Source organism: Dactylosporangium sucinum, from assembly GCF_014647515.1.
Classification (GTDB): Bacteria; Actinomycetota; Actinomycetes; order Mycobacteriales; family Micromonosporaceae; genus Dactylosporangium; species Dactylosporangium sucinum.
This window is the reverse complement of the sequence record NZ_BMPI01000082.1, coordinates 25976-45892: the sequence shown is the minus strand read 5'-3', so window position 1 is coordinate 45892 and position 19917 is coordinate 25976. Positions and strand designations below refer to the sequence as shown.

Sequence of the window (19917 nt, the reverse complement as noted above, 5' to 3'; positions counted from 1 at the left end):
GACGTCCGGGCCCTGCTCGACCTCGTCGAGGTGCGCCAACTGTTCGAAGAAGGCATGGCCGCACGGATCATCGAGCGCCTCGACGAGGAGCACCTGGCCGACCTGGAGCAGGCCATGGTGAACCTGGAGCAGTGCCCACCCGGCAGCGCGGCGCAGGTGGAGGCCGACCGGACGTTCCATCGGCTGCTCATGCAACCCCTCGGCAACCAGCTCGTCAGCCAGCTCACCGCGGCATTCTGGGACGTCCACGCGATCGTCGCGCCGTACCTCGGCGTGTCCAGCCCGGAGGAGGACGCCGACACCGTCGCCGCCCATCGCGCCATGGTCGAGGCGGCCCGCGGCCGTGACGCCGGCGCGTTCGCCGCCGCCGTGGTGGCCCACTACGCGCCGGTGCGCAGGCGCATCGCCGCCGCCGAACGGACCTGACCCGCCGCCGCGCCGAGTCGGCGTGCTCGCCTGACGCGCTCCGAGATGGCGTGGCGTGACGCTCGATGCCCCGGTCGACGCCCGGGTGCGCGAGCCGCGTTCAGGCGGTGCGCCCGCGAAAACGCGCTGGTGGTGGCGTCGGCGGCAGCGGCGACGCGGTCATGATCGACGTTGCAGATCCGTTACCGATGGTTCCGCCGCCGCCCTTGACCCCTTCCGGGCCGGGCTCCTAACGTACCGCCTACGATTAATCAGACGTACGACGTCTTACATCTTCGGGAGTGGGCATGAAGCAAAGCCTTGGCGGCCTGTCCCGCCGTGACGTCCTGCGCTACGCGGGCATCTTCGGCGCGGCGACCGCCATCACCGGTGGACTGGGCGCGTGCGGCGGCGGTGCCGGCGACTCCGGCGGCGCCGCCGGCAAGACGATCGAGGCCACCCTCGCCTTCACCTTGTCCAGCGGCTTCGACCCGATGAACGCCTCCAGCGCCGTGGCCACGGCGGTCAACCAGCACGTCTTCGAAGCGTTGATCGACCTCGACCCGATCACCCGGCAGCCGTACCTGGCGCTGGCCGCCGCCCAGCCGACGGTGAGCGCGGACGGGCTGACCTGGACCGTGCAGCTCCGCGAGGGGGCGAAGTTCTCCGACGGTTCGTCCGTGACCGCCGACGACGTGGCGTGGTCGTTCCAGCGGGCGCTCGACCCGGCCAACAAGGCGCTGATGGCGGGCTTCATCACCTTCGTCGACAAGGTCACCGCGAAGGACCAGCGCACCGCGGAGTTCACCCTCAAGCACCCGTTCAGCCTGTTCCCGCAGCGGATCGCGGTCATCAAGATCGTTCCGAAGGCGAAGACCGGCGACGCCGCCGCGTCCAAGGCATTCGACACCGCACCCATCGGCTCGGGGCCGTTCACCGTGATGAGCGCCAACGCCACCGCCGGCGTCGTGATGGGCGTCAACACCAACTACAACGGTCCCCGCCCGGCGAAGGTCGAGAAGATCACGCTGCGGACCAGCACCGACGGCACCGCCCGCCTCAACGACCTGCGGGGCAGCTCGTCCCAGGTGATCGAGGCGGTGCCGTACCTCGACGTCAAGAGCGTCGGCGCCGACCGCAAGGTCGAGGAGAAGCAGGCGTTCAACCACCTGTTCCTGATGTTCAACTGCGCCGCCGCGCCGTTCAGTGACAAGCGGGTCCGCCAGGCGCTGCACTACGCCATCGACGCGGACAAGGTCGTGAAGACGGCGCTGCAGGGCTACGGGACGGCGGCGTCGAGCTACCTGGACGCCGGCAACGCCGGCTACCAGAAGGCGGCCACCGTCTACGACTACGACCCCGACAAGGCCAAGAGCCTGCTCGCCGCGGCCGGCGCGAGCAACCTGTCGTTCGAGCTGCACACGACCGACGCGGCGTTCATCAAGGACAGCGCCCCGGTGATCATCGACGCCTGGAAGGCGATCGGTGTGACCGCGACGCTCAACACCATGCCGTCGTCGGCGATCTACGGCAACGTCGTGCCGGGCCCGAACTTCCGGGTGCTCGCCGCGTCCGGCGACCCCACCGTGTTCGGCCCCGACGTGGACCTGCTGCTGCGCTGGTTCTACGTCAACCAGACCTGGACCAAGGACCGCCACCGGTGGACCAACGACGCGGCCAAGCAGTGCGCCCAGCTCATCGAGTCGGCCGCGAAGGCCTCCGGATCCGAGCAGACCGCGCTGTGGAAGCAGGCCCTCGACCTCATCGCCGACGAGGCGCCGCTGTACCCGGTCTTCCACGTCAAGATGGTGACGGCCTACGACCCGGCCAAGCTCAAGGACTTCCAGGGCGCCGCGACCACCGGCCTGTACTTCCTCGGTGCGTCGCGGGCGTGAACCGCCGTCCCATCGAGTGTGACCGTGCGCCGTCGGGCGACGGCCGGCCCGGGTTCACCGAGCCGGCCCCGACCCCGGCGGCGCACACCGACAACGGAAGGAGCGGCGGGTGAATGCTCTCCTCGGCATCGTCCTGCGCCGGCTTTCGGCACTGATCCCGCTGATGCTCGGCATCATCCTGTTCATCTTCCTCATCATGGCGATGTCGCCGAACAACGCCGCCATCTCCGTGCTGGGCAACCAGGCGACGGCCGAGCAGATCGCGGCGTTCAACCGGGCGAACGGTCTGGACCGGCCGCTGTTGGTGCGCTACCTGGACTACCTGTGGGCGTTGCTGCACGGCGACCTCGGCAACACCTTCTCACTGAACGTGCCGATCAGCTCGGTGATCTCCGAGGCGCTGCCGGTCACGCTGCAACTGACGTTCCTCGGTGTCCTCGGCGCGATCGTCGTGGCGCTCGTGCTGGGCGTGACCGGTGCGCTCTACCGCGACCGCTGGCCCGACCAGCTCACCCGGCTGTTGTCGATGGCCGGCATCTCCATCCCGTCGTTCTGGCTGGCGATCCTGCTCATCCAGCGGCTGTCGACCATCGGGGGCGGATCGCTGCCCAGCGGCCACTACGTGCCGCCGTCGGAGTCGGTGGGCGACTGGCTGCAGCATCTCATCCTGCCCGCCGTCGCGTTGGCGGTGCCGACCGGCTGCGCGCTGGCCCGGGTCGTGCGGACCTCGATGGTCGAGGAACTGGACAAGGACTACGTGCGCACCGCGATCGGCGCCGGGCTGCCACCGGTCGTGGTGGTCGGCCGCAACGTGCTGCGCAACGCCCTGCTGACCCCGATGACCGTGCTCGGCCTGCAGGTCGGCTACCTCATCGGTGGCGCGATCATCATCGAAACCATCTTCACGCTGCCCGGGATGGGCACCCAGATCATGAGCGCGGTACAGCAGAACGACATCGGTCTGGCACGAGGACTGGTGATCACCATCGCGCTCGGCTTCGTGATCGTGAACCTTGTCGTCGATCTGTTGTATCTGGCGGCCAATCCCCGTCTCCGAGGAGCGCACGGATGATCGCGCGTGCCGTCCACGCCGCCGGCGCCGGATACCGGCGCCTGCCACTGCTGGCCAAGATCTGCCTCGGCTTCCTGCTGGTGGTCGTCGCCGTCGGGATCGCCGCACCCTGGCTGGTCAGGCACGACCCCGCACAGGTCGCACTCGCCGCGCCGTCGACCGGACCGAACGGGGACTACTGGTTCGGCGTCGACCGGCTCGGCAGGGACATCTACTCCCGCCTGGTCGCCGGCACCCGCCGTTCCCTGGTCGTCGGCTTCTGCTCCGCGGGGCTGGCGCTGCTCGTCGGCGCGGTCCTGGGCGCGGTCGCGGCGACCAGCCGCCGCCTCGTCGACGAGATCATCATGCGCGCGCTGGACGTCGTGATGGCGTTCCCCACCATCGTGCTCGCCGCGATCCTGGTCGTCGCGTACGGCCACGACAGCGTCCCGGTGCTCGTGGGTGCCATCGGGTTCGTCTTCACCCCGCAGATCGCGCGGCTGGTCAGGGCGAACGTGGCCGCTCAGTACCACGAGGACTACGTCGCCGCCGAGCGGGTGATCGGCGCCGGGCGCTGGCACATCGTCGTGCGGCACGTCGCGCGCAACTGCGCCGCGCCGATCCTCGTGTACGCCACGATCATGGTGGCCAACGCGATCGTCTTCGAAGCGTCGCTGTCGTTCATCGGCGGCGGCCTCCAGCCCGAGGCCGGCCCATCGTCGTGGGGCAGCGTCATCGCCTACGGACAGCAGATGCTCGCCAGCCGCGGCTGGTGGGCCACGTTCTTCCCGGGCGCGCTGATCCTGTGCACCGTGCTGAGCCTGAACATCCTGGCCGAGGGCATCTCCGACGCCTGGGCGGCGCCGACCGGTCGGCGCCGCCCAGGCGCCGGGGAGCCGATCGACACGGCGACCACCGATGACCGGCCGCCCGTCGGGCTGCCCGGCCTGGCCGAGGCCGCTGCGAGGCTCGCCGCTGCGGCGCGCCCGCCGATCACCGCGGCGCCGATCCTGTCCGTCCGCGACCTCCGCGTCGGCTTTCCCGGCAGCCACAACGGCGTCGACATCGTCGACGGGGTGAGCTTCGACGTCCGGCCCGGCGAGGTGCTCGGGCTCATCGGCGAGTCCGGCTGCGGCAAGTCGCTGACCGCGCTGACGGTGATGGGCCTGCAGCCGCGGGGCGCCAGGGTCGGCGGCACCCTCGACTTCGCCGGGACGGACCTGCTCGGCATGCGCGGCTCCGCGCGGCGGGCCGTGATGGGCCGGCAGATCGCGATGATCTACCAGGACGCGCTGTCCGCGCTCAACCCGTCGATGACCGTCCGGTCGCAGCTCAAGCAGGTCGTCCGCCGCGGCGGCACCCGCACCGCGCAGGAGCTGATGACGCTCGTCGGGCTGGACCCGGCCCGGACGCTGTCGTCCTACCCGCACGAGCTGTCCGGCGGGCAGCGGCAGCGGGTCGTCATCGCGATGGCGCTGGCCCGCGACCCCAAGCTGGTCGTCGCCGACGAACCGACCACCGCGCTCGACGTCACCGTCCAGGCCCAGGTCATCGAGTTGCTGCTCCGGCTGCGTGCCGAGCTCGGCTTCGCGCTCATCCTCGTCTCCCACGACCTGGCCCTCGTCAGCGACGTCTGCGACCGGATCGCGGTGATGTACGGCGGGCACATCGTCGAGCAGGGTGCGACCGCGGCGGTGCTCGCCGCGCCGGCCCATCACTACACCCGCGGCCTGTTGGGCTCCGTGCTGTCGCTGGAGTCCCAGGCGCCGCGGCTGGTGCAGATCAGCGGGACGGTGCCCTCGCCGGCCGACTTCCCGGCCGGCTGCCGCTTCGCCGACCGCTGCCCGAGCGCGACCGAGATCTGCGCCCGGGTGCGGCCCCCGCTCGCCGAGCTCAACGGCCACCTCACGGCATGCCACCACCCCGCACCACGCGACACCGATGTGAAGGCGGCCGTCCATGAGTGACCGACCCTCCGCGATCCTGGCCGAGCTGCGCGAGGTCAGCGTCGAACACCGGGCCCCCGGCAGTTCCTTCCTGACCCGCGACCGGGTGCACGCCCTCACCGGCGCCGATGTCACCGTTGCCGCCGGTGAGACGGTCGGCGTGGTGGGCGAGTCCGGCTGCGGCAAGTCGACCCTGGTGAAGGTGCTGGTCGGTCTGCAGCGGCCGACCTCGGGAACGGTGTGCGTCGGCGGCCGCGACATCTGGCAGATGAGCACCGCGCAGCGTCGGCGGCACATCGGCCGGACCGTCGGGATGGTCTTCCAGGATCCCTCGACGTCGCTCAACCGCCGCCTGCCGGTCGAACGGATCATCGCCGATCCGCTCGACGTGCAACGGTGGCGTGGCCAGCGCGACCGCATGCGACGGGTCACCGAGCTGATGCACCTCGTCGGCCTGCCGGCGTCCGCGCGCGACGCGCTGCCCGCGCACCTCTCCGGTGGACAGCGGCAGCGGGTGGCCATCGCGCGCGCCCTGGCCCTGGAACCGGCGCTGCTCGTCGCCGACGAGCCCACCTCGGCGCTCGACGTGTCGGTGCGGGCGCAGATCCTCAACCTGCTCATGGACCTGCGCGAGCGGCTCGGGCTCGCGATGGTGTTCGTGTCGCACGACCTGCAGACGGTCCGGCGCGTGTCGGACCGGATCGTCACCATGTACCTCGGCCGGGTGGTGGAGGAGCTGCCGGTCGCGCGCATCGAGCACGGCCGGCACCCGTACACGCAGGCGCTGTTCTCCGCCACGCCGGGCCTGCTGCGGCCGATGCAACCCATCCCGCTGAGCGGTCCGGTCCCGTCCGCGGTGCATCCACCGTCGGGATGTCCGTTCCGCACCCGATGCTGGCGCTCGACCGAAGCGTGCGCCACGGCCATGCCGCCGTACACCGGCGACGCCGCCACCACATCCCACCGCTATCGCTGCTTCCATCCCGTCACCGACCCCTCGGACCTGCACCGTGGCGCTGTTCCAGCGCCCGGCGCGGCCCGACCAGTTGAGGAGCCCGCATGACCATCAGCACGGCCACGTCCGCGACCGCGCCGGAACCCCTGGTACCCCGGGGACTCACCGGCGTGGTGCCGCCGGTGTGCACGCCACTCACCCCCGATCTGGAGGTCGACGTCGCGTCGCTGCTGCGGTTGGTCGACTTCCAGCTGGACGGCGGCGTGGACGGGCTGTTCGTGCTCGGCTCCTCGAGCGAGGTGGCCTTCCTGCCCGACCGGCACCGTGCCGTGGTCGTCGACGCGGTCATGCGCCACGTCGCCGGGCAGGTGCCGGTGCTGGTGGGGGTCATCGACATGACGACGCTGCGGGTGCTCGACCACGCCGATCGCGCCGTGCGCGCCGGATGCGCCGGCATCGTCGCCACCGCGCCCTTCTACACCCGGACCCACCCCGCCGAGGTGGAGCTGCACCTGCGGCGCATCGCCGAGCGGTGCGACGCCCCGCTGTACGCCTACGACCTGCCGGTCTCGGTGCACACCAAGCTCGACCCGCAGATGATCCTGCGGCTCGCGGCCGACGGGGTGCTCGCCGGGCTGAAGGACTCCACCGGCGACGACGCGGCCCTGCGGGACCTGCTCGTCGCGCGCCGCGACGCCGGGCTGACGAGCTTCAGCGTGCTCACGGGCTCGGAGCTGACCGTGGACAGCGCGCTGCGGATGGGCGCCGACGGCGTCGTCCCCGGCCTCGGCAACGTCGACCCGCACGGCTACGCGAAGCTCTACGGGCATGCCTGCGCCGGTGACTGGGAGGGGGCCGGACGGGAACAGGAGCGGCTGCTGCGGCTGATGCGCATCGTGCAGGCCGGCTCGCCGACGCGGATGGGGCGCGGCTCGTCGGCACTCGGCGCGTTCAAGACGGCCCTGCGGCTGCGCGGTGTCATCGACCACGCGGTCACCGCACCGCCGCAGATCCCGCTCGACGACGCCGAGGTCGACCTCGTGCGGAACACGTTGGTGGCGACGGGACTGCTGTGACCGACGCGAACGCATCGGGCCGCGGTGCGTGGATCGCGGTCGACATCGGCGGTACGAAGATCGCGGCCGGGCTGGTCGACGACGCCGACCGAATCCTGCGGCGGACGCGGGTCGCCACCCCCGCCGGCACGCCGGCGGTCCTCGCCGCCGTCGCCGGGCTCGTCGACGACCTGCGCCGCCACGCCGACCGGCTGGGCGTTACGGTGCGCGCCGCAGGCGTCGGCGCGCCGGGCGTCATCGACCCGGCGACAGGGGCGGTACGCTCGGCCACGGACATCCTGCCCGGCTGGGCGGGCACCCCGCTCGGCGACGAACTGCGCCACCGCACCGGGCTGCCGCTCGCCGTCGCCAACGACGTCCGCGTCGCCGCCATCGGCACCGCACGCGATCCGGCGGTGGCGCCGCACCGCGAGGTGCTGCACGTCTCGATCGGCACCGGCGTCGGGGGAGCGCTGCTGCGGCACGGTGCCGCGTGGTCCGGCCCGCACGCCAGCAGCGGCGAGCTCGCCCATCTGCTGGTGCCGGCCCGCGGTGCGATGCCGTGCGGCTGCGGCCGCCACGACCATCTCGAGGCCGTCGTCGCTGGTCCCGCCATCGCCGCCGCCTACGCCGAACACACCGGTGGCGGCGTGCTGCCACTCACGGAGGTAGCCGCACGGATGCGGGCGGGCGACCGCGTTGCGGACGCCGTGATCCGCGCCGCCGGGCAGCTGCTCGGCCGCGCCCTGGCCGGCCTGGTCGCGGCGGTCGACGTCGACGCCGTCACCCTCGGCGGTGGCGTCGCGCTCAACATCGCCGAGTTCACCGACACGGCCCGCGAGGCGTTGCGGGCCGAGGCGCTCCCACCCCTGCGGTCGGTGCCGGTCCTCGTCCCGGCCGCGGGCGTGGACGTCGCGCTGCTGGGCGCGGCGCGCCTGGCGCGCGGGGCCGTGGCCGGAAACGGCCGGAACGACGCAGTCAACGACGGAACCCTCGCACAGGAGCAGGTATGAACCTCACGGACCTCATGGCCACGATCCACGGCGGGCTCATCGTCTCCTGCCAGGCCGGACACGAGCATCCGCTGCGGGACACGTCCACGATCCGGCGGCTCGCGGAGGCCGCGGTGGCCGGCGGAGCCACCGCGGTGCGCTGCGGAGGGGTCGGCGGTATCGCCGACGTGCGTGCCGTGGCCGCCGCCGTCACGGTGCCGGTCATCGGCCTGACCAAGCGCGGCACCAGCGGGGTCTTCATCACCCCGACCGTTGCCGACGCCCTGGAGGTGCTCGCCGCCGGCGCGGCCGTGGTGGCGACCGACGCCACGACGCGTCCCCGCCCCGACGGCGCCGGACTGCGCGAGACGGTCGAGGCGGTACACAACGCCGGCGGCATCGTCATGGCCGACGTGTCCACGGTGGCCGAGGGCGTCGCGGCGGCCTCGGCCGGTGCCGACCTGGTCGCGACCACCCTGTCCGGGTACACCCCGTACAGCCCGCAGACCGCCGGACCGGACCTCGCCCTCGTCCGTCACCTGGCCGCTGAGCTGTCCACCGTGCCGATCGTCGCCGAGGGGCGCTACCACCGGTTCGACCACGTCCGCGAAGCCCTGGAGGCCGGTGCCGCCGCCGTGGTCGTCGGCACCGCCATCACCGACCCGGTCTGGATCACCCGAAGGTTCGCCGACGCGACCGACCGGCCCGCACCCGTGACCACGGGCCACTGACGATGTCGGCCCCGCCGCGGCGGCCGCCCTTCGCCTGCTCACACCAGCAGCGCGCACCCAGGTCGACACTGCCGAACGTCGACCTGGGTGCCCCCTACACTGCCGGACCGCGCCCACCGGAGTCCGGGCGCTCGTCCTGCCGCTCGTACGCCGCCGGGACCAACTGGATGGCGCGGATCCGGTCGACGTCCAGCTTGCTGCTGCGATCGAAGCGGTACACGCCGTTCTGCTCCTGGAAGACGTCCGTCAGCTGGGTGTAGCAGTAGCCGAACATCCGCGGGTCGTCCCTGAGCACGGCGACGAGTCCGGCGAACCTCTCGTAGAACTCCTCCTCGTCGGCCACCGGCCGTCCGTAACCCCAACTGTCGTCGCGGTTCTCGCCGGCGCCGGGGGCGTCGGGGTTCCACCAGATCCCGCCGAACTCCGAGACCAGGTAGGGCTGCCCCCGGTACGGCACCGAGTACTCGCCCTCGGCGTGCCGGTTGCGGTACGGGTGGCCGTCCGCCAGGCCGGCCTGCTGTGCCGCGAAGGCCGCCGGATCCTGCTCGTAGCTGTGGGAGTCGTAGACATCCGCCTCGGCAACGCGGTGCGAATATCCGGATGCGTCGATCACCGGGCGGCTCGGGTCGGCCAGTTTGGTGGCGAGGAACATCGCCCTGGTGACGTCGTCGAGCACGGTGATGCGGTCGTGCAGCAGCTGGTGCGTCTCGTTCATCGGGCACCAGCCGACGATGGACGGGTGGTTCGCGTCCCGCTCGACCACTTCCAGCCACTGGGTGACGAACGACGCTGTCGGCTGCTGGTTCGCCCCCGTCGGCCCCTGCCCGCTGGCTCCCCAGTCGCCGAACTCCGCCCAGACGAGGAACCCCATACGGTCCGCGTGGTAGAGGTAACGCTCCTCGAAGACCTTCTGATGCAGCCGGGCTCCGTTGAAGCCGGCGTCCATGGCCAGCTGGATGTCGGTGACCAGCGCCTGGTCCGACGGCGCCGTCATCAGAGTGTCGGGCCAGTAGCCCTGGTCGAGCACCAGGCGCTGGAACACCTGCCGGCCGTTGAGCAGCAGGCGCTGGCCATCGACGGCGACCGAGCGCAGCCCGGTGTAGCTGTCGACGGCGTCGACGAGGTCTCCGGAGCCGTCGACCAGACGTGCCCGCAGGCTGTACAGGTGGGGATCGGCCGGTGACCACGGCCGCACCCGGTCCGCCGGAATGTCGAGCGTCAGGTGCGGGGCGAGGTCCAGGTCGGCGCGAACCCGGGAGGTGGCCACCGTCCCGTGCTCGTCGGACAGCTCGAGCAGCACGGCATGCCCCGGACGGTTGGCGGTCAGCGGCACGACGACTTCGAATCGGGCAGCTCCCAGATTCGGTGTGACGCGCAGGGTCCGGATCGAGACGGCCGGCACCGCCTCAAGCCAGACGGTCTGCCAGATACCTGTGGTCCTGGTGTACCAGCAGAACGTGTTCTCGTACCAGGTCGCCTGCTTGCCGCGGGCCTGCACGCCGTGCCGCGAGTCGCGGGCCCTGACCACGATGACCGCCTGTCCACCGGCCTTGGCGCAGTCGCTGAGGTCGGCGGTGAACGAGGAGAATCCGCCCCGGTGGCGTGCCACCTCGACGCCGTTGACCCACACCGTCGCGTCGTGGTCGACCGCGCCGAAGTGCAGCAGCAACCGGCGCCCTGACCATTCCGAGGGGATGCGCACGGTTCGCCTGTACCACACCGCCTCGAGAAAGTCGGAAGTGCCGATGCCGGAGGCGGCCGACTCCGGTGCGAACGGGACCACGATGGTGGACTCCAGCTCCCGGTCCGGCAGGCCACGCTCCAGTCCGCTGTCCCCTTGGTCGATCTCGAACTGCCAGATTCCGTTCAGGGAGAGCCAGGCGTCGCGGACCAGTTGGGGTCGTGGGTGCTCCGGCCGGGGGATCGTCATGGCTGCATTACAGCAGGGGGCTCGCGTTATTACAACGTGGAAATAGCGGTGGCGGCGAGGCCGGGAGGTTCTGTGCCGGGCCGTCTGGGCGGTTCGGGCGGTCGAGTGAGGTGGTGAGGTCAGGAGGTTCTGTGCTGGACCGCCTGGGCGGTTCGGGCGGTCGAGTGAGGTGGTGAGGTCAGGAGGTTCTGTGGCGGACCGCCTGGGCGGCTCAGGCGGTCGAGTCCCGCAGCACCAGCCGGTGCTTGGCGGTCGTGGCCCTGGGCCGGGCATCCGGGGTGTCGAGGCGCCGCAGCACCGCACGCACGGCGAGCCGGGCTATGCCTTCGAGGTCGGGAGCGACAGTGGTCAGCGCGGGTGCGGCGTATGCGCCGTCCGGGATGTCGTCCCAGCCGGTGACGGCAACGTCGGCCGGCACCCGGACACCGGCTTCCCGCAACGCCCGCAGCGCGCCGATCGCCAGCAGGTCGTTGGCGCACACCAGCGCGTCGATCTCACCGATCCTGGGCAGGAACTCCCTGGTCCGCTCATACCCCGCCTCGCGCGAGTAGTCGCCCTCGATCGTCGAGGCGCGCGCGCCGTGCGCCACGGAGATCATCCATGCGGGGTCGACGTCCAGGCCCGCGGCGCTCAACCCCTCCCGGTATCCCTGCACCCGCAGGTCGGACGAGCCCAGCCCGCCGGTGGCGACGTAGCCGAGGAACGCGATGCGACGACGCCCGAGGCCGGCCAGATGGTCGATCAGCGCGCGGATCGACGCGACGTTGTCGACCATGACGCTGTCGATCCGTCGCGTCCTGATGTGCTCGCCGAGCAGGACGATGGGCGTTTCGTTGCGCGCCGCCTCCAGCTCCTGCCGGTCGATCGTGATGGGGCTGAAGATGATGCCGTCGGTGAGGATCTTGCGGTAGCCGGCGGCGACGTGCAGCTCCCGGTCGCGGATCCCGCGGGTCTCGTCGATCAGCACGTCATAGCCGTGTCGCTCGGCCTCCTGCGCCACCGCGTGCGCCAGGCGGGCGAAGTAGGGGTGCGCGATGTATGGCACGGCGAGGGTCAGCAGCTCGCTGCGCCCACTGCGCAGCTGCCTCGCCGCCTGCTGGGGCCGGTATCCCAGCTCGGAGATGGCCGCCTCCACCTTGGCCCTGGTCTCGGCCCGCAGGTACTTGTGCCCGTGGATGACGTTGGACACGGTCCGCCAGGAGACGCCGGCGAGCAGGGCGACGTCCTTGATCGTCGGGCGGCCGGTCCGTCGTGGCGCTTCCGAGTGCTCACCATCGCCCGCCATGGCGCTCATCCTAGGCCCCGGCTGTTCCGGCGGTGCGGCCGGGGTATTTCCACGTTGCAACATTCCGGGGGGTCTGCTTTAGTGTTCACACCACTCAGCCTCTGAGCACCCCGCCTTGCCACATATGACCCTGTCCGGGACGTCATGGTTCGAGCCGGCGCACTGCGCCGCCGGTGTCCCGGACGATGATGAGGAGATGAGTTCGGATGGCGCGACCACGACACGGACGCCGCCAGCTGCCCGGCATGCACAGCCTCACGGCCGCCGTCATCGGCCTGAGCCTTGTCGCGCTGAGCGGCTGCGGATCGGACAGCGGCTCGCCGTCGAAGGACGGCGGCGGTCTCGGGACCGCGGATCAGCACGTGAAGATCACGATGATGGCGAACGACGCCTTCACCAAGCAATGGCAGGATCGGCTGGTTCCCGAGTTCAACAAGGACTACCCCTACATCGACGTCACCATCGATTCCACGCCCTACGACAGCCTGCTGGCCAAGGGCATGCTGAACGGGACGAGCACCGACCCGGAGTACGACCTGATCACCCTGGACGACCCGTGGACCCCGCAACTCGCGGATGCCGGCGTCCTGCTGGACCTGAAGAACGATGCCGCCGCGTGGACCCAGAGCGACTTTGACTGGGACGACTTCAACAGCGCCCCGTTGGCCTCCAGCGCATGGCAGGGCAAGCAGTACGGAGTACCGCTCCGGTCGAACCTGCTGTTGATGTTCTACAACAAGACCCTCTTCCAGAAGGCCGGCGTTGCTGAGCCGACCCCGGCGCTCACCTGGGATCAGTACCTGCAGGCGGCACCCAAACTCGTCCAGGACACCGATGGCGACGGCAAGACCGACTCCTGGGCGGTGGGCCTCACGTGGGTGCGCGGAGTGCTGTCACCGCCATTCTGGCAGACGGTCCTGAACGCCAACGGCGGCGCCCTGTTCGACAAGGACCTGAAGCCGACCTTCAACACCCAGGCCGGCATCGACGCTCTGCAGGTCCAGGTGGACCTGCTCAAGTACGCACCGCCGGGCGCGAAGACGTACAACTACACCGAACCGCTCGACGCGTTCCGGCAGGGCAAGATCGCGACCATCTTCACCTGGGGCAGCGCCTACAAGAGCGCCGCGGTGGACAGTGCGGTGACCACCCTGAAGCCGGACCAGGTCGGGATCCAGACCATGCCGGCGGGCAGCGCGGGACCGAGCGCGCACCGCGGCATCTGGAGCGGCTCGGTGTTCAAGAACAGCAAGCATCCGCAGGCCGCCTGGGCGCTGTTGCAGTGGATGAGCTCGAAGAAGGGCGAGCTCTGGGCCTCGAACAACCTCGGCTCGTTCCCGGCCCGCAAGTCGACCCTGTCGACGACGCCCAGCGAGCAGTGGCTGGTGCCGGTCTATGCGGCCATCCAGAGCGGATTCAACGCCGCGGCCAAGGGCGAGATGTGGCGGCCCCGCACGCCGCAGTCGAACGCGATCCAGGAGGTCCTCGCCGACCAGACCAGCGCGGCGGTGCAGGGCCAGACGTCCGCAGCCGATGCCATCGCCAAGGCGGAGCAACAGATCAAATCCCTGCTGAAGAAGTAGCGAACCATGACGGTCGAATCCCCGCCCCTGCGCCGATCCAGGGCGAAAGCGTGGTCGCGACTGCGCGACGGTGCGAGCCGCTGGGCCTTCCTGGCGCCGGCCACCGTCCTGCTGACCGCGGTCCTGGCCTACCCCTTGCTGTACACATTGGACATCAGTTTCAGGTCCTTCAGCCTGGCGACGTTCGCTCCGTCGGACTGGGTGGGGTTCGACAACTACCGCGGTGTCCTGGAGGACGAGTCGTTCCTGAACTCGTTGCAGGTCACCGGGGTCTATCTGGTGCTTGCCCTGCCGGTGCAGATCGCGCTCGGCTTCGGCGTCGCCTTCCTGATCAACGCCGAGTGGAGGGGGCGCGGCATCGTCCGCGCGCTCTTCCTCATCCCCATGGTCGTGGCACCGGTGGTCTCCGGAGGCATCTGGAAGATCATGCTCGACCCGCTGTGGGGCGTGGTGACGTGGTTCATCGGGCTGTTCGGAGTCGGGCCGGTCGAGTGGTTCGGCGACTCCGGGATCGCCATGATCACGATCGTCATCATCGACACCTGGCGGTCCGTCCCGTTCGTGGCGCTGATCGCTTCGGCCGCGTTGCTGGCGCTGCCGAAGGACGTGTTCGAGGCCGCGGCCGTCGACGGCGCCAACTGGTGGCAGACCATGAGGTCGATCAGTCTGCCGATGCTCTCGCCGATCATCGCGGCCACCTTCGTGGTCCGCTGGCTGGGGGCGGTGAAGATGTTCGACATCATCGTCTCGACCACCAACGGCGGACCGGGCCAGGCAACCAATGTGGTGAACCTGTACATCTACCGGCAGGCGTTCCAGTTGCTCAAGTTCAGCGAATCCGCCGCGATGGCGATCATCGTGCTGGTGATCACCATGGCGCTGACCGCTGTCTTCCTACTGGGCAGCAGGAGACTGGAGAACCGGCTGTGACCACCACGCAGGCCACGTCCGCCGTCCCGGCCATGCCTGACAAGCCCGCGGCGAGCGACGCGACCGCGGCGCGCCGCTCGCGGCCCCGGACCGCCCACCGGGTCAGGGTCGCCGCGGGCGTCGTGGTGTGCGCGCTGTTCCTGCTGCCGCTGGGCTGGATGCTGCTGACCTCGGTGAAGCTGCAACGGGACATCTTCACCACGCCGCCGACATTCCTCTTCGTCCCTACCGGGACCCAGTACGCCGAGGCAATGACCAGCGCCGGGCTGGCGGGCAAGATGCTCAACACGGCCCTGGTCGCCGGTGGCTCGTCCGTGCTGTCGCTGGCCGCCGGTGCCATGGCGGGATACGCGTTGGCCCGGCTGAGAATCCGCGGGGCAGGCCTCATCGGGGTGCTGATCCTGGCGTCACGCGGGGTGCCGCCAATCGCCCTCGCGGTGCCGATGTTCCTGGTGGCGCGCAACCTCGGCCTGACCGACACGCACGCCACACTCATCCTTGCGTACTGCTCGTTCATCATCCCCTATGTCATGTGGCTCAGCCGCGGCTATTTCCTGGCGCTGCCGAAGGAACTCGAGGAGTCGGCGATGCTCGACGGCTGCTCGCGCATGGGCACCTTCTTCCGCGTCATCCTCCCCATCTCGATCCCGGGCCTGCTGGCGACCTTCATCTTCAGCATCGTCCTGGCGTGGGAGGAACTGCTGTTCGCCATGGTGCTGACGAGCCGGCACGCCGTCACCGTTCCGGTGGCGATCGCGGGCATGGTCGGCGACACCGACAAGGGCGCCAACTGGGGCGCTCTCGCGGCCGCCGGCATGATCACGGTCATCCCGGTGGTCGTGGTCGCTTTGCTGGTGCAGAAGTGGCTGATCCGCGGCCTGGCCGACGGCGCGACGAAAGGCTGACCCGGTGAGACTGCCTGTGACAACGGTGCCACGCGGGGGCGAACGCGTCCCCGAGCGGGAGATCACCGAGCCGGTGGATCTGTGCCTGCCGTCCGGCAGGCTGAACCCGGAAGCGGTCGGCTGGACCCGATCCGCGTTGCACCGCACGAACCTGCGCGGCTGGGGCCGCAACAAGCGATTCGAGTACTGGGCGATCACCACGCCGACCGCCGTCGTCTCGCTCAACATCTCGCACCACGACTACCGGGCGAACGTGGCCGTCACCTACGAGGACCGCCTGACGCACCAGGGCATCCGGCAGGGTGGCAACCGGTGGCTCCCCGGCCACGCCGGGATGCGCGATCCGCTGAACCAGGAACCCATGCAGGCGAGCCGGGGCCCTGTGCTGATCCGGCTGACACCGGACGGCGCCGGCACCGTGCTGTTCGCCCGGTCCCCACGCATCGACGTCGACCTGCGCATCCTCGCCGCTCCCGGGCATGAGTCGATGGGTGTGGTGGTGCCATGGAGCGACACCGTCTTCCAGTACACGAAGAAGGACAACTGCCTGCGCGCCGAGGGCGTGGTGACGGTCGACGGTGTCCGCCACGAGGTGAGTGCCGGCTCGTCGTTCGCGGTGCACGACCGCGGCCGGGGACGCTGGCCGTACTTCACCTTCTGGAACTGGGGATCCGGCAACGGGACCAGCGCCGACGGGCGCGAGATCGGCCTGCAGTTCGGGGGGAAGTGGACCGACGGCACGCCTTCCACCGAGAACTGGCTCCGCGTGGACGGGAGGCTGCACAAGATCAGCGAACACCTGGACTGGCAATACGATCCGGGCGACCTGCTCACCCCGTGGACCCTCACCGGACCGTCGGTCCGGGTGACCTTCACGCCGGAGCGGCACGTGCGGCACGTGTTCAACCGCTGGATCGTGATGAGCCGGGGCGACACCTGCTTCGGGCACTACCGCGGCGAGATCACGCTGGCGGATGGCCGCACGGTCCGCTTCGACGACGTCTACGGGCACGTCGAGGAGGTCGAACGCCGCTGGTGAGGTCCGAGCCGAAACAGGATCAGCGGCCGACGTCGGTGCTGCGCGATCAGCGAACGGCGAGACCGTCGAGGAACAGCGACGTGCAGTCTTCGGCCAGCTTGGCTATCGGATATGCCCTGCTCGGCTTGAACCAGCGCACCGACAGCCACAGGGAGTTGCGCATGAGCCGGTACAGGATCTTCGGGTCGACATCGGCGCGAAACGCTCCCTCGGCGATGCCCGCCTGGATCACCCGGAGCCAGGCGTCCTGGACCGCCCGGCCGGCGCTCCTGAGGTAGCTGAACCGCTCGAACTGCAGCAGGTAGTTGACGTCGTTCTGGTAGATCTCCGTGGCGTGCGGGTGCGCCTCGACCACCTCCAGCGACACCATGATCAGGTCGTGCAGCTGCTCGCGGGAACCGGCCTCTCGCGCCAGTACGGTCTCGTACCGGGCTTGGAGGTCCGTCAGGTACGACGAGATGATCTCGTCGACCATCGCCTCCTTGGAGTCGAAGTGATGGTAGAGACTGCCGGAGAGAAGGCCGGCCTCGTCGGCGATCTGACGCACGGTGGTGGCCGCCACACCCTTGCTGGCGAACAGGGCGGCGGCACTGTCGAGAATCGTCTCGCGTCGGTCTTTCAGCACTCGCGTCAACGTGTTCCTCGCAGCTCGACGTCCGGTTCGATGGGTTGCACCATCACAGCATCCTCGGGTGGTCGCCGCTGACGGTGTCGGGTCGGCGGCATGCGGTACCTGTCAGTTCTACCAAGCGCTTGTTACGCCGGTGTGTCCGTTTGGTCGGTGACCTCCGCGTGACCTCTCGCCCTGCTGCGTCGCCCGGACGGGCGGACGCGTCAGTCGCCGGCCGGGCGGCTCGCGGATCGGCGACTGTGCCACGCGATGCCGAGCCCGGCCAGGACGGCCAGGCACCCGCTGCAGGCGAACGCCCAGCCGACGCCGACCGTTCGGACCAGGCTCCCGAGGCCCAGGCCGCCGAGCGGAAGCAGGCCACCCCAGCAGACGAAGTACAGGCTCATCACCCGCCCGCGCTGGGCGTCGTCGACGACGTGCTGCAGGATGGAGTTGATCGACGTCATGATCGAGAAGCCCAGTGCGCCGCCGAGGATCATGAGGACCGTGAGCACAGGGAACGATCGCGTCACGCCGATCAGTCCCACGACCACTCCCAGCGCCGCCAGTTGGCCCGCCGCCGCGGCCACGCCGAGGTTGCGGCCGCGCCGGGCGACGGAGAGCACTCCGAGGAGTGATCCGATGCCGCCCAGGGTGACCAGGCTCAGGAACGCTGTGTCGCTGTTGTCGGAGACGCGCGCCCCGATCAGCGGAAGTTGCGCCATGTAGGAGGAGCCGAACAGGGAGGTCGCCGAGACGACGGCGAGTGCCGCCAGCATCGGGCGCCGCTGGCGCACGTGGTTGATGCCGGCCGTCAGTCGTTGCCGGAGCGTCTCGGCCGGTACCGGCGCGGCAGGACCCACGGACGCGGCGAGCCGTCCGGCCAGAGCCGCGGCGCCGATGGACAGGACCGCGTACGCGCCGAAAGCGCCGACCGGTCCACCGACCATGAGGATCGGCCCGACGAGCGCCGGTCCGGTGATGCGGGCCAGGTTGACGCCCGTCGACTGCAGCGGTACCGCGCTCACCATGTCCTCCAGGGGGACGACCGTGGCGATGAGGGCGTGGCTGGCCGGGGACAGGACGGTGGCGACGCATCCGGACAGGAAGCTCAGTGTCATCAACACCAGGACGGACATGGTTGTCAGCGCGGCCAGCAGGGTGGCGGTCAGGGCCAGGAGTGACGCGGCGGCCTGGACGAGGATGATCAGCCTGCGTCTGTCCCAACTGTCGGCGACGATCCCGGCCGGCAGGGAGAACAGCAGGAACGGGGCGAGGCCGCAGAAGTAGAGCGCGCCCAGGGCCAGCGGGTCGTTGCCGGTGTGGTGGGCGACCTCCCACTGGAATGCGATCGACGAGAACCAGTAGCCGAGCTGACCCAGGACGACCAGCGTCCACAGCGTCCGGAACGGAGGGTGTCGCAGCGCCCGGAACATCAGGCTGTTCGCCCTCCTGGGGTGGCCTCGTTGGAGCCAGTCGGGGACACCTGGCGACGCGCGGCCGCAGGGGAGTAGCCAGGCACGCCGGTCAGGCACCGGGGGCGACCAGCCACCGCAGCGTAGCAAGCGCTTGGTTGGTTTCGCTAGAACCCGGGCGGGTGTCGGCCGTCGGCGCGCACACGACACCGCGCGGTGCCCGCAGTCCGCGTCGCGACGTCTCGTCGAAGGGGCGACCGCGTCCTTGCTATGTGGCGCGCCGGGCGACCGCGTACAGGTCCCGCGCCGGTCCGGTGAGCTGCCGTCCGACCGGCCACACCACCCGCAGGCTGCGCCGCAGCGGCAGCCCGGTGACGGGAACGGCGACCAACGTGCCGGCGGAGATCTCGCCGGCGACGGCGAGGGAGCTCAGCACCGCCGGACCGCTGCCGGCGGCGACGGCGTGCTTGATCGCGGTGGTCGACGACAGCTCGAGCATCGGCGCCGCGGCCGGGCCGCATCCGTTGGTGCGCAGTGCCTCCTCCAAGGCGCGGCGGGTGCCGGACTCGGCCTCCCGGGCGACCAGCGGGGTGGCGGCCAGTTCGGCCGGGGTGATGCCGCGTCGGCGGCGGCTCCACGGATGCCCCGGGGGCACGAGTACGACAAGCCGGTCCTCCGCGACGGGTTCGGCGCGCAACCCGGCCGGCAGGTCCGGCCCCTCCACGAACCCGAGCCCGGCCTCGCCGTCCAGGACCGCGGTGGCCACCTGCGCGGAGTTGCCGGCCCGCAGCGCGACGGTCAGGTCGGGGTGGTCGCGGCGCAGCGTCACGAGCCAGCCCGGCAGGAGGTACTCGGCGACGGTCTGGCTGGCCGCGACGGCGAGCCGGCTGTCCATGCTGCTGCGCAGCGCGGCGGCGGCGACGGCCAGGGCGGCCGCGGCGTCGACGGCGGCCCGGGCCCAGTCAGCCACGAGGACGCCGGCCTCCGTGAGCGTGGATCCGCGCGGGGTGCGATCCAGCAGAGTGACCCCGAGCTGCCGTTCCAGCTGCCGCAGGCGGGCGCTGGCCGCGGGCTGCGAGATGCGGTGCGCCGCGGCGGCCCGGCCGACACTGCCGAGCCGGACCACGGACAGCAGCAGGTCGAAGCTGCTCAGATCCGTCACCAGCGGCGGCAAGGGCATAACGCCAGAC

Annotated in this window: 17 protein-coding genes; 12 read left to right on the top strand and 5 right to left on the bottom strand. The window is 70.7% G+C overall.

Features of this window, described 5'->3' with window-relative positions:
• From IEZ31_RS48185 to IEZ31_RS48150, 8 genes are all read left to right on the top strand, one after another.
• The coding region (locus tag IEZ31_RS48185) for a FadR/GntR family transcriptional regulator (RefSeq protein WP_190256855.1) at positions 1–426 on the top strand (426 nt) is incomplete at its 5' end.
• A gap of 287 nt (positions 427–713) precedes the next feature.
• Positions 714–2300 (top strand): ABC transporter substrate-binding protein, encoded by a 1587-nt coding sequence (locus IEZ31_RS48180; protein WP_190256854.1) that lies wholly within the window; start codon positions 714–716, stop codon positions 2298–2300.
• A 109-nt stretch (positions 2301–2409) separates the two neighbouring features.
• Positions 2410–3372, top strand: coding sequence for an ABC transporter permease (locus IEZ31_RS48175; protein ID WP_190256853.1), 963 nt, complete (start codon positions 2410–2412; stop codon positions 3370–3372).
• The gene (locus IEZ31_RS48170) at positions 3369–5318 is read left to right on the top strand and encodes a dipeptide/oligopeptide/nickel ABC transporter permease/ATP-binding protein (RefSeq protein WP_190256852.1); all 1950 of its coding nucleotides are present in this window, start codon (positions 3369–3371) and stop codon (positions 5316–5318) included. The genes IEZ31_RS48175 and IEZ31_RS48170 overlap by 4 nt, the downstream gene beginning before the upstream one ends.
• Complete coding sequence (locus IEZ31_RS48165) at positions 5311–6360, top strand: oligopeptide/dipeptide ABC transporter ATP-binding protein (protein ID WP_190256851.1); 1050 nt, start codon at positions 5311–5313, stop codon at positions 6358–6360. Before IEZ31_RS48170 ends, IEZ31_RS48165 begins: the two co-directional genes overlap by 8 nt.
• Complete coding sequence (locus IEZ31_RS48160; protein ID WP_190256850.1) at positions 6357–7328, top strand: dihydrodipicolinate synthase family protein; 972 nt, start codon at positions 6357–6359, stop codon at positions 7326–7328. Before IEZ31_RS48165 ends, IEZ31_RS48160 begins: the two co-directional genes overlap by 4 nt.
• Entirely contained in the window at positions 7325–8320 is a 996-nt protein-coding gene (locus tag IEZ31_RS48155; RefSeq protein ID WP_190256849.1) for an ROK family protein, read from the top strand. The genes IEZ31_RS48160 and IEZ31_RS48155 overlap by 4 nt, the downstream gene beginning before the upstream one ends.
• Positions 8317–9030 carry an N-acetylmannosamine-6-phosphate 2-epimerase gene (locus tag IEZ31_RS48150; RefSeq protein ID WP_190256848.1) on the top strand — a complete coding sequence of 238 codons (714 nt, stop codon included), beginning with the start codon at positions 8317–8319 and terminating at the stop codon, positions 9028–9030. The genes IEZ31_RS48155 and IEZ31_RS48150 overlap by 4 nt, the downstream gene beginning before the upstream one ends.
• A 94-nt stretch (positions 9031–9124) precedes the next feature.
• Here IEZ31_RS48150 and IEZ31_RS48145 read toward each other — a convergent pair whose 3' ends face one another.
• On the bottom strand, positions 9125–10960 hold the full coding sequence (locus tag IEZ31_RS48145; protein ID WP_190256847.1) for a glycoside hydrolase family 2 protein: 1836 nt from the start codon (positions 10958–10960) through the stop codon (positions 9125–9127).
• A 211-nt stretch (positions 10961–11171) separates the two neighbouring features.
• Positions 11172–12245: a LacI family DNA-binding transcriptional regulator gene (locus tag IEZ31_RS48140; RefSeq protein WP_190256846.1), complete on the bottom strand. Its 1074-nt coding sequence runs from the start codon at positions 12243–12245 to the stop codon at positions 11172–11174.
• Positions 12246–12451: 206 nt separating this feature from the next.
• Here IEZ31_RS48140 and IEZ31_RS48135 point away from each other — a divergent pair, with 206 nt between their 5' ends.
• From IEZ31_RS48135 to IEZ31_RS48120, 4 genes are all read left to right on the top strand, one after another.
• Positions 12452–13828 (top strand): ABC transporter substrate-binding protein, encoded by a 1377-nt coding sequence (locus IEZ31_RS48135; protein WP_229836997.1) that lies wholly within the window; start codon positions 12452–12454, stop codon positions 13826–13828.
• A gap of 6 nt (positions 13829–13834) precedes the next feature.
• Positions 13835–14758, top strand: coding sequence for a carbohydrate ABC transporter permease (locus IEZ31_RS48130; RefSeq protein ID WP_190256845.1), 924 nt, complete (start codon positions 13835–13837; stop codon positions 14756–14758).
• 122 nt (positions 14759–14880) lie between these two features.
• Entirely contained in the window at positions 14881–15663 is a 783-nt protein-coding gene (locus IEZ31_RS48125) for a carbohydrate ABC transporter permease (protein ID WP_229836996.1), read from the top strand.
• Between the two features lie 4 nt (positions 15664–15667).
• The gene (locus IEZ31_RS48120; protein ID WP_190256844.1) at positions 15668–16702 is read left to right on the top strand and encodes a DUF2804 domain-containing protein; all 1035 of its coding nucleotides are present in this window, start codon (positions 15668–15670) and stop codon (positions 16700–16702) included.
• Positions 16703–16748: 46 nt separating this feature from the next.
• On the opposite strand, the gene IEZ31_RS48115 is transcribed toward IEZ31_RS48120, so the two are convergent.
• The 3 genes from IEZ31_RS48115 to IEZ31_RS48105 form a co-directional block, all read right to left on the bottom strand.
• Positions 16749–17327: a TetR/AcrR family transcriptional regulator gene (locus IEZ31_RS48115; RefSeq protein ID WP_190256843.1), complete on the bottom strand. Its 579-nt coding sequence runs from the start codon at positions 17325–17327 to the stop codon at positions 16749–16751.
• A gap of 209 nt (positions 17328–17536) precedes the next feature.
• Positions 17537–18748 carry an MFS transporter gene (locus IEZ31_RS48110; protein ID WP_190256842.1) on the bottom strand — a complete coding sequence of 404 codons (1212 nt, stop codon included), beginning with the start codon at positions 18746–18748 and terminating at the stop codon, positions 17537–17539.
• 247 nt (positions 18749–18995) lie between these two features.
• The gene (locus IEZ31_RS48105; protein ID WP_190256841.1) at positions 18996–19907 is read right to left on the bottom strand and encodes a LysR family transcriptional regulator; all 912 of its coding nucleotides are present in this window, start codon (positions 19905–19907) and stop codon (positions 18996–18998) included.
• Between the last annotated feature and the right edge of the window lie 10 nt (positions 19908–19917).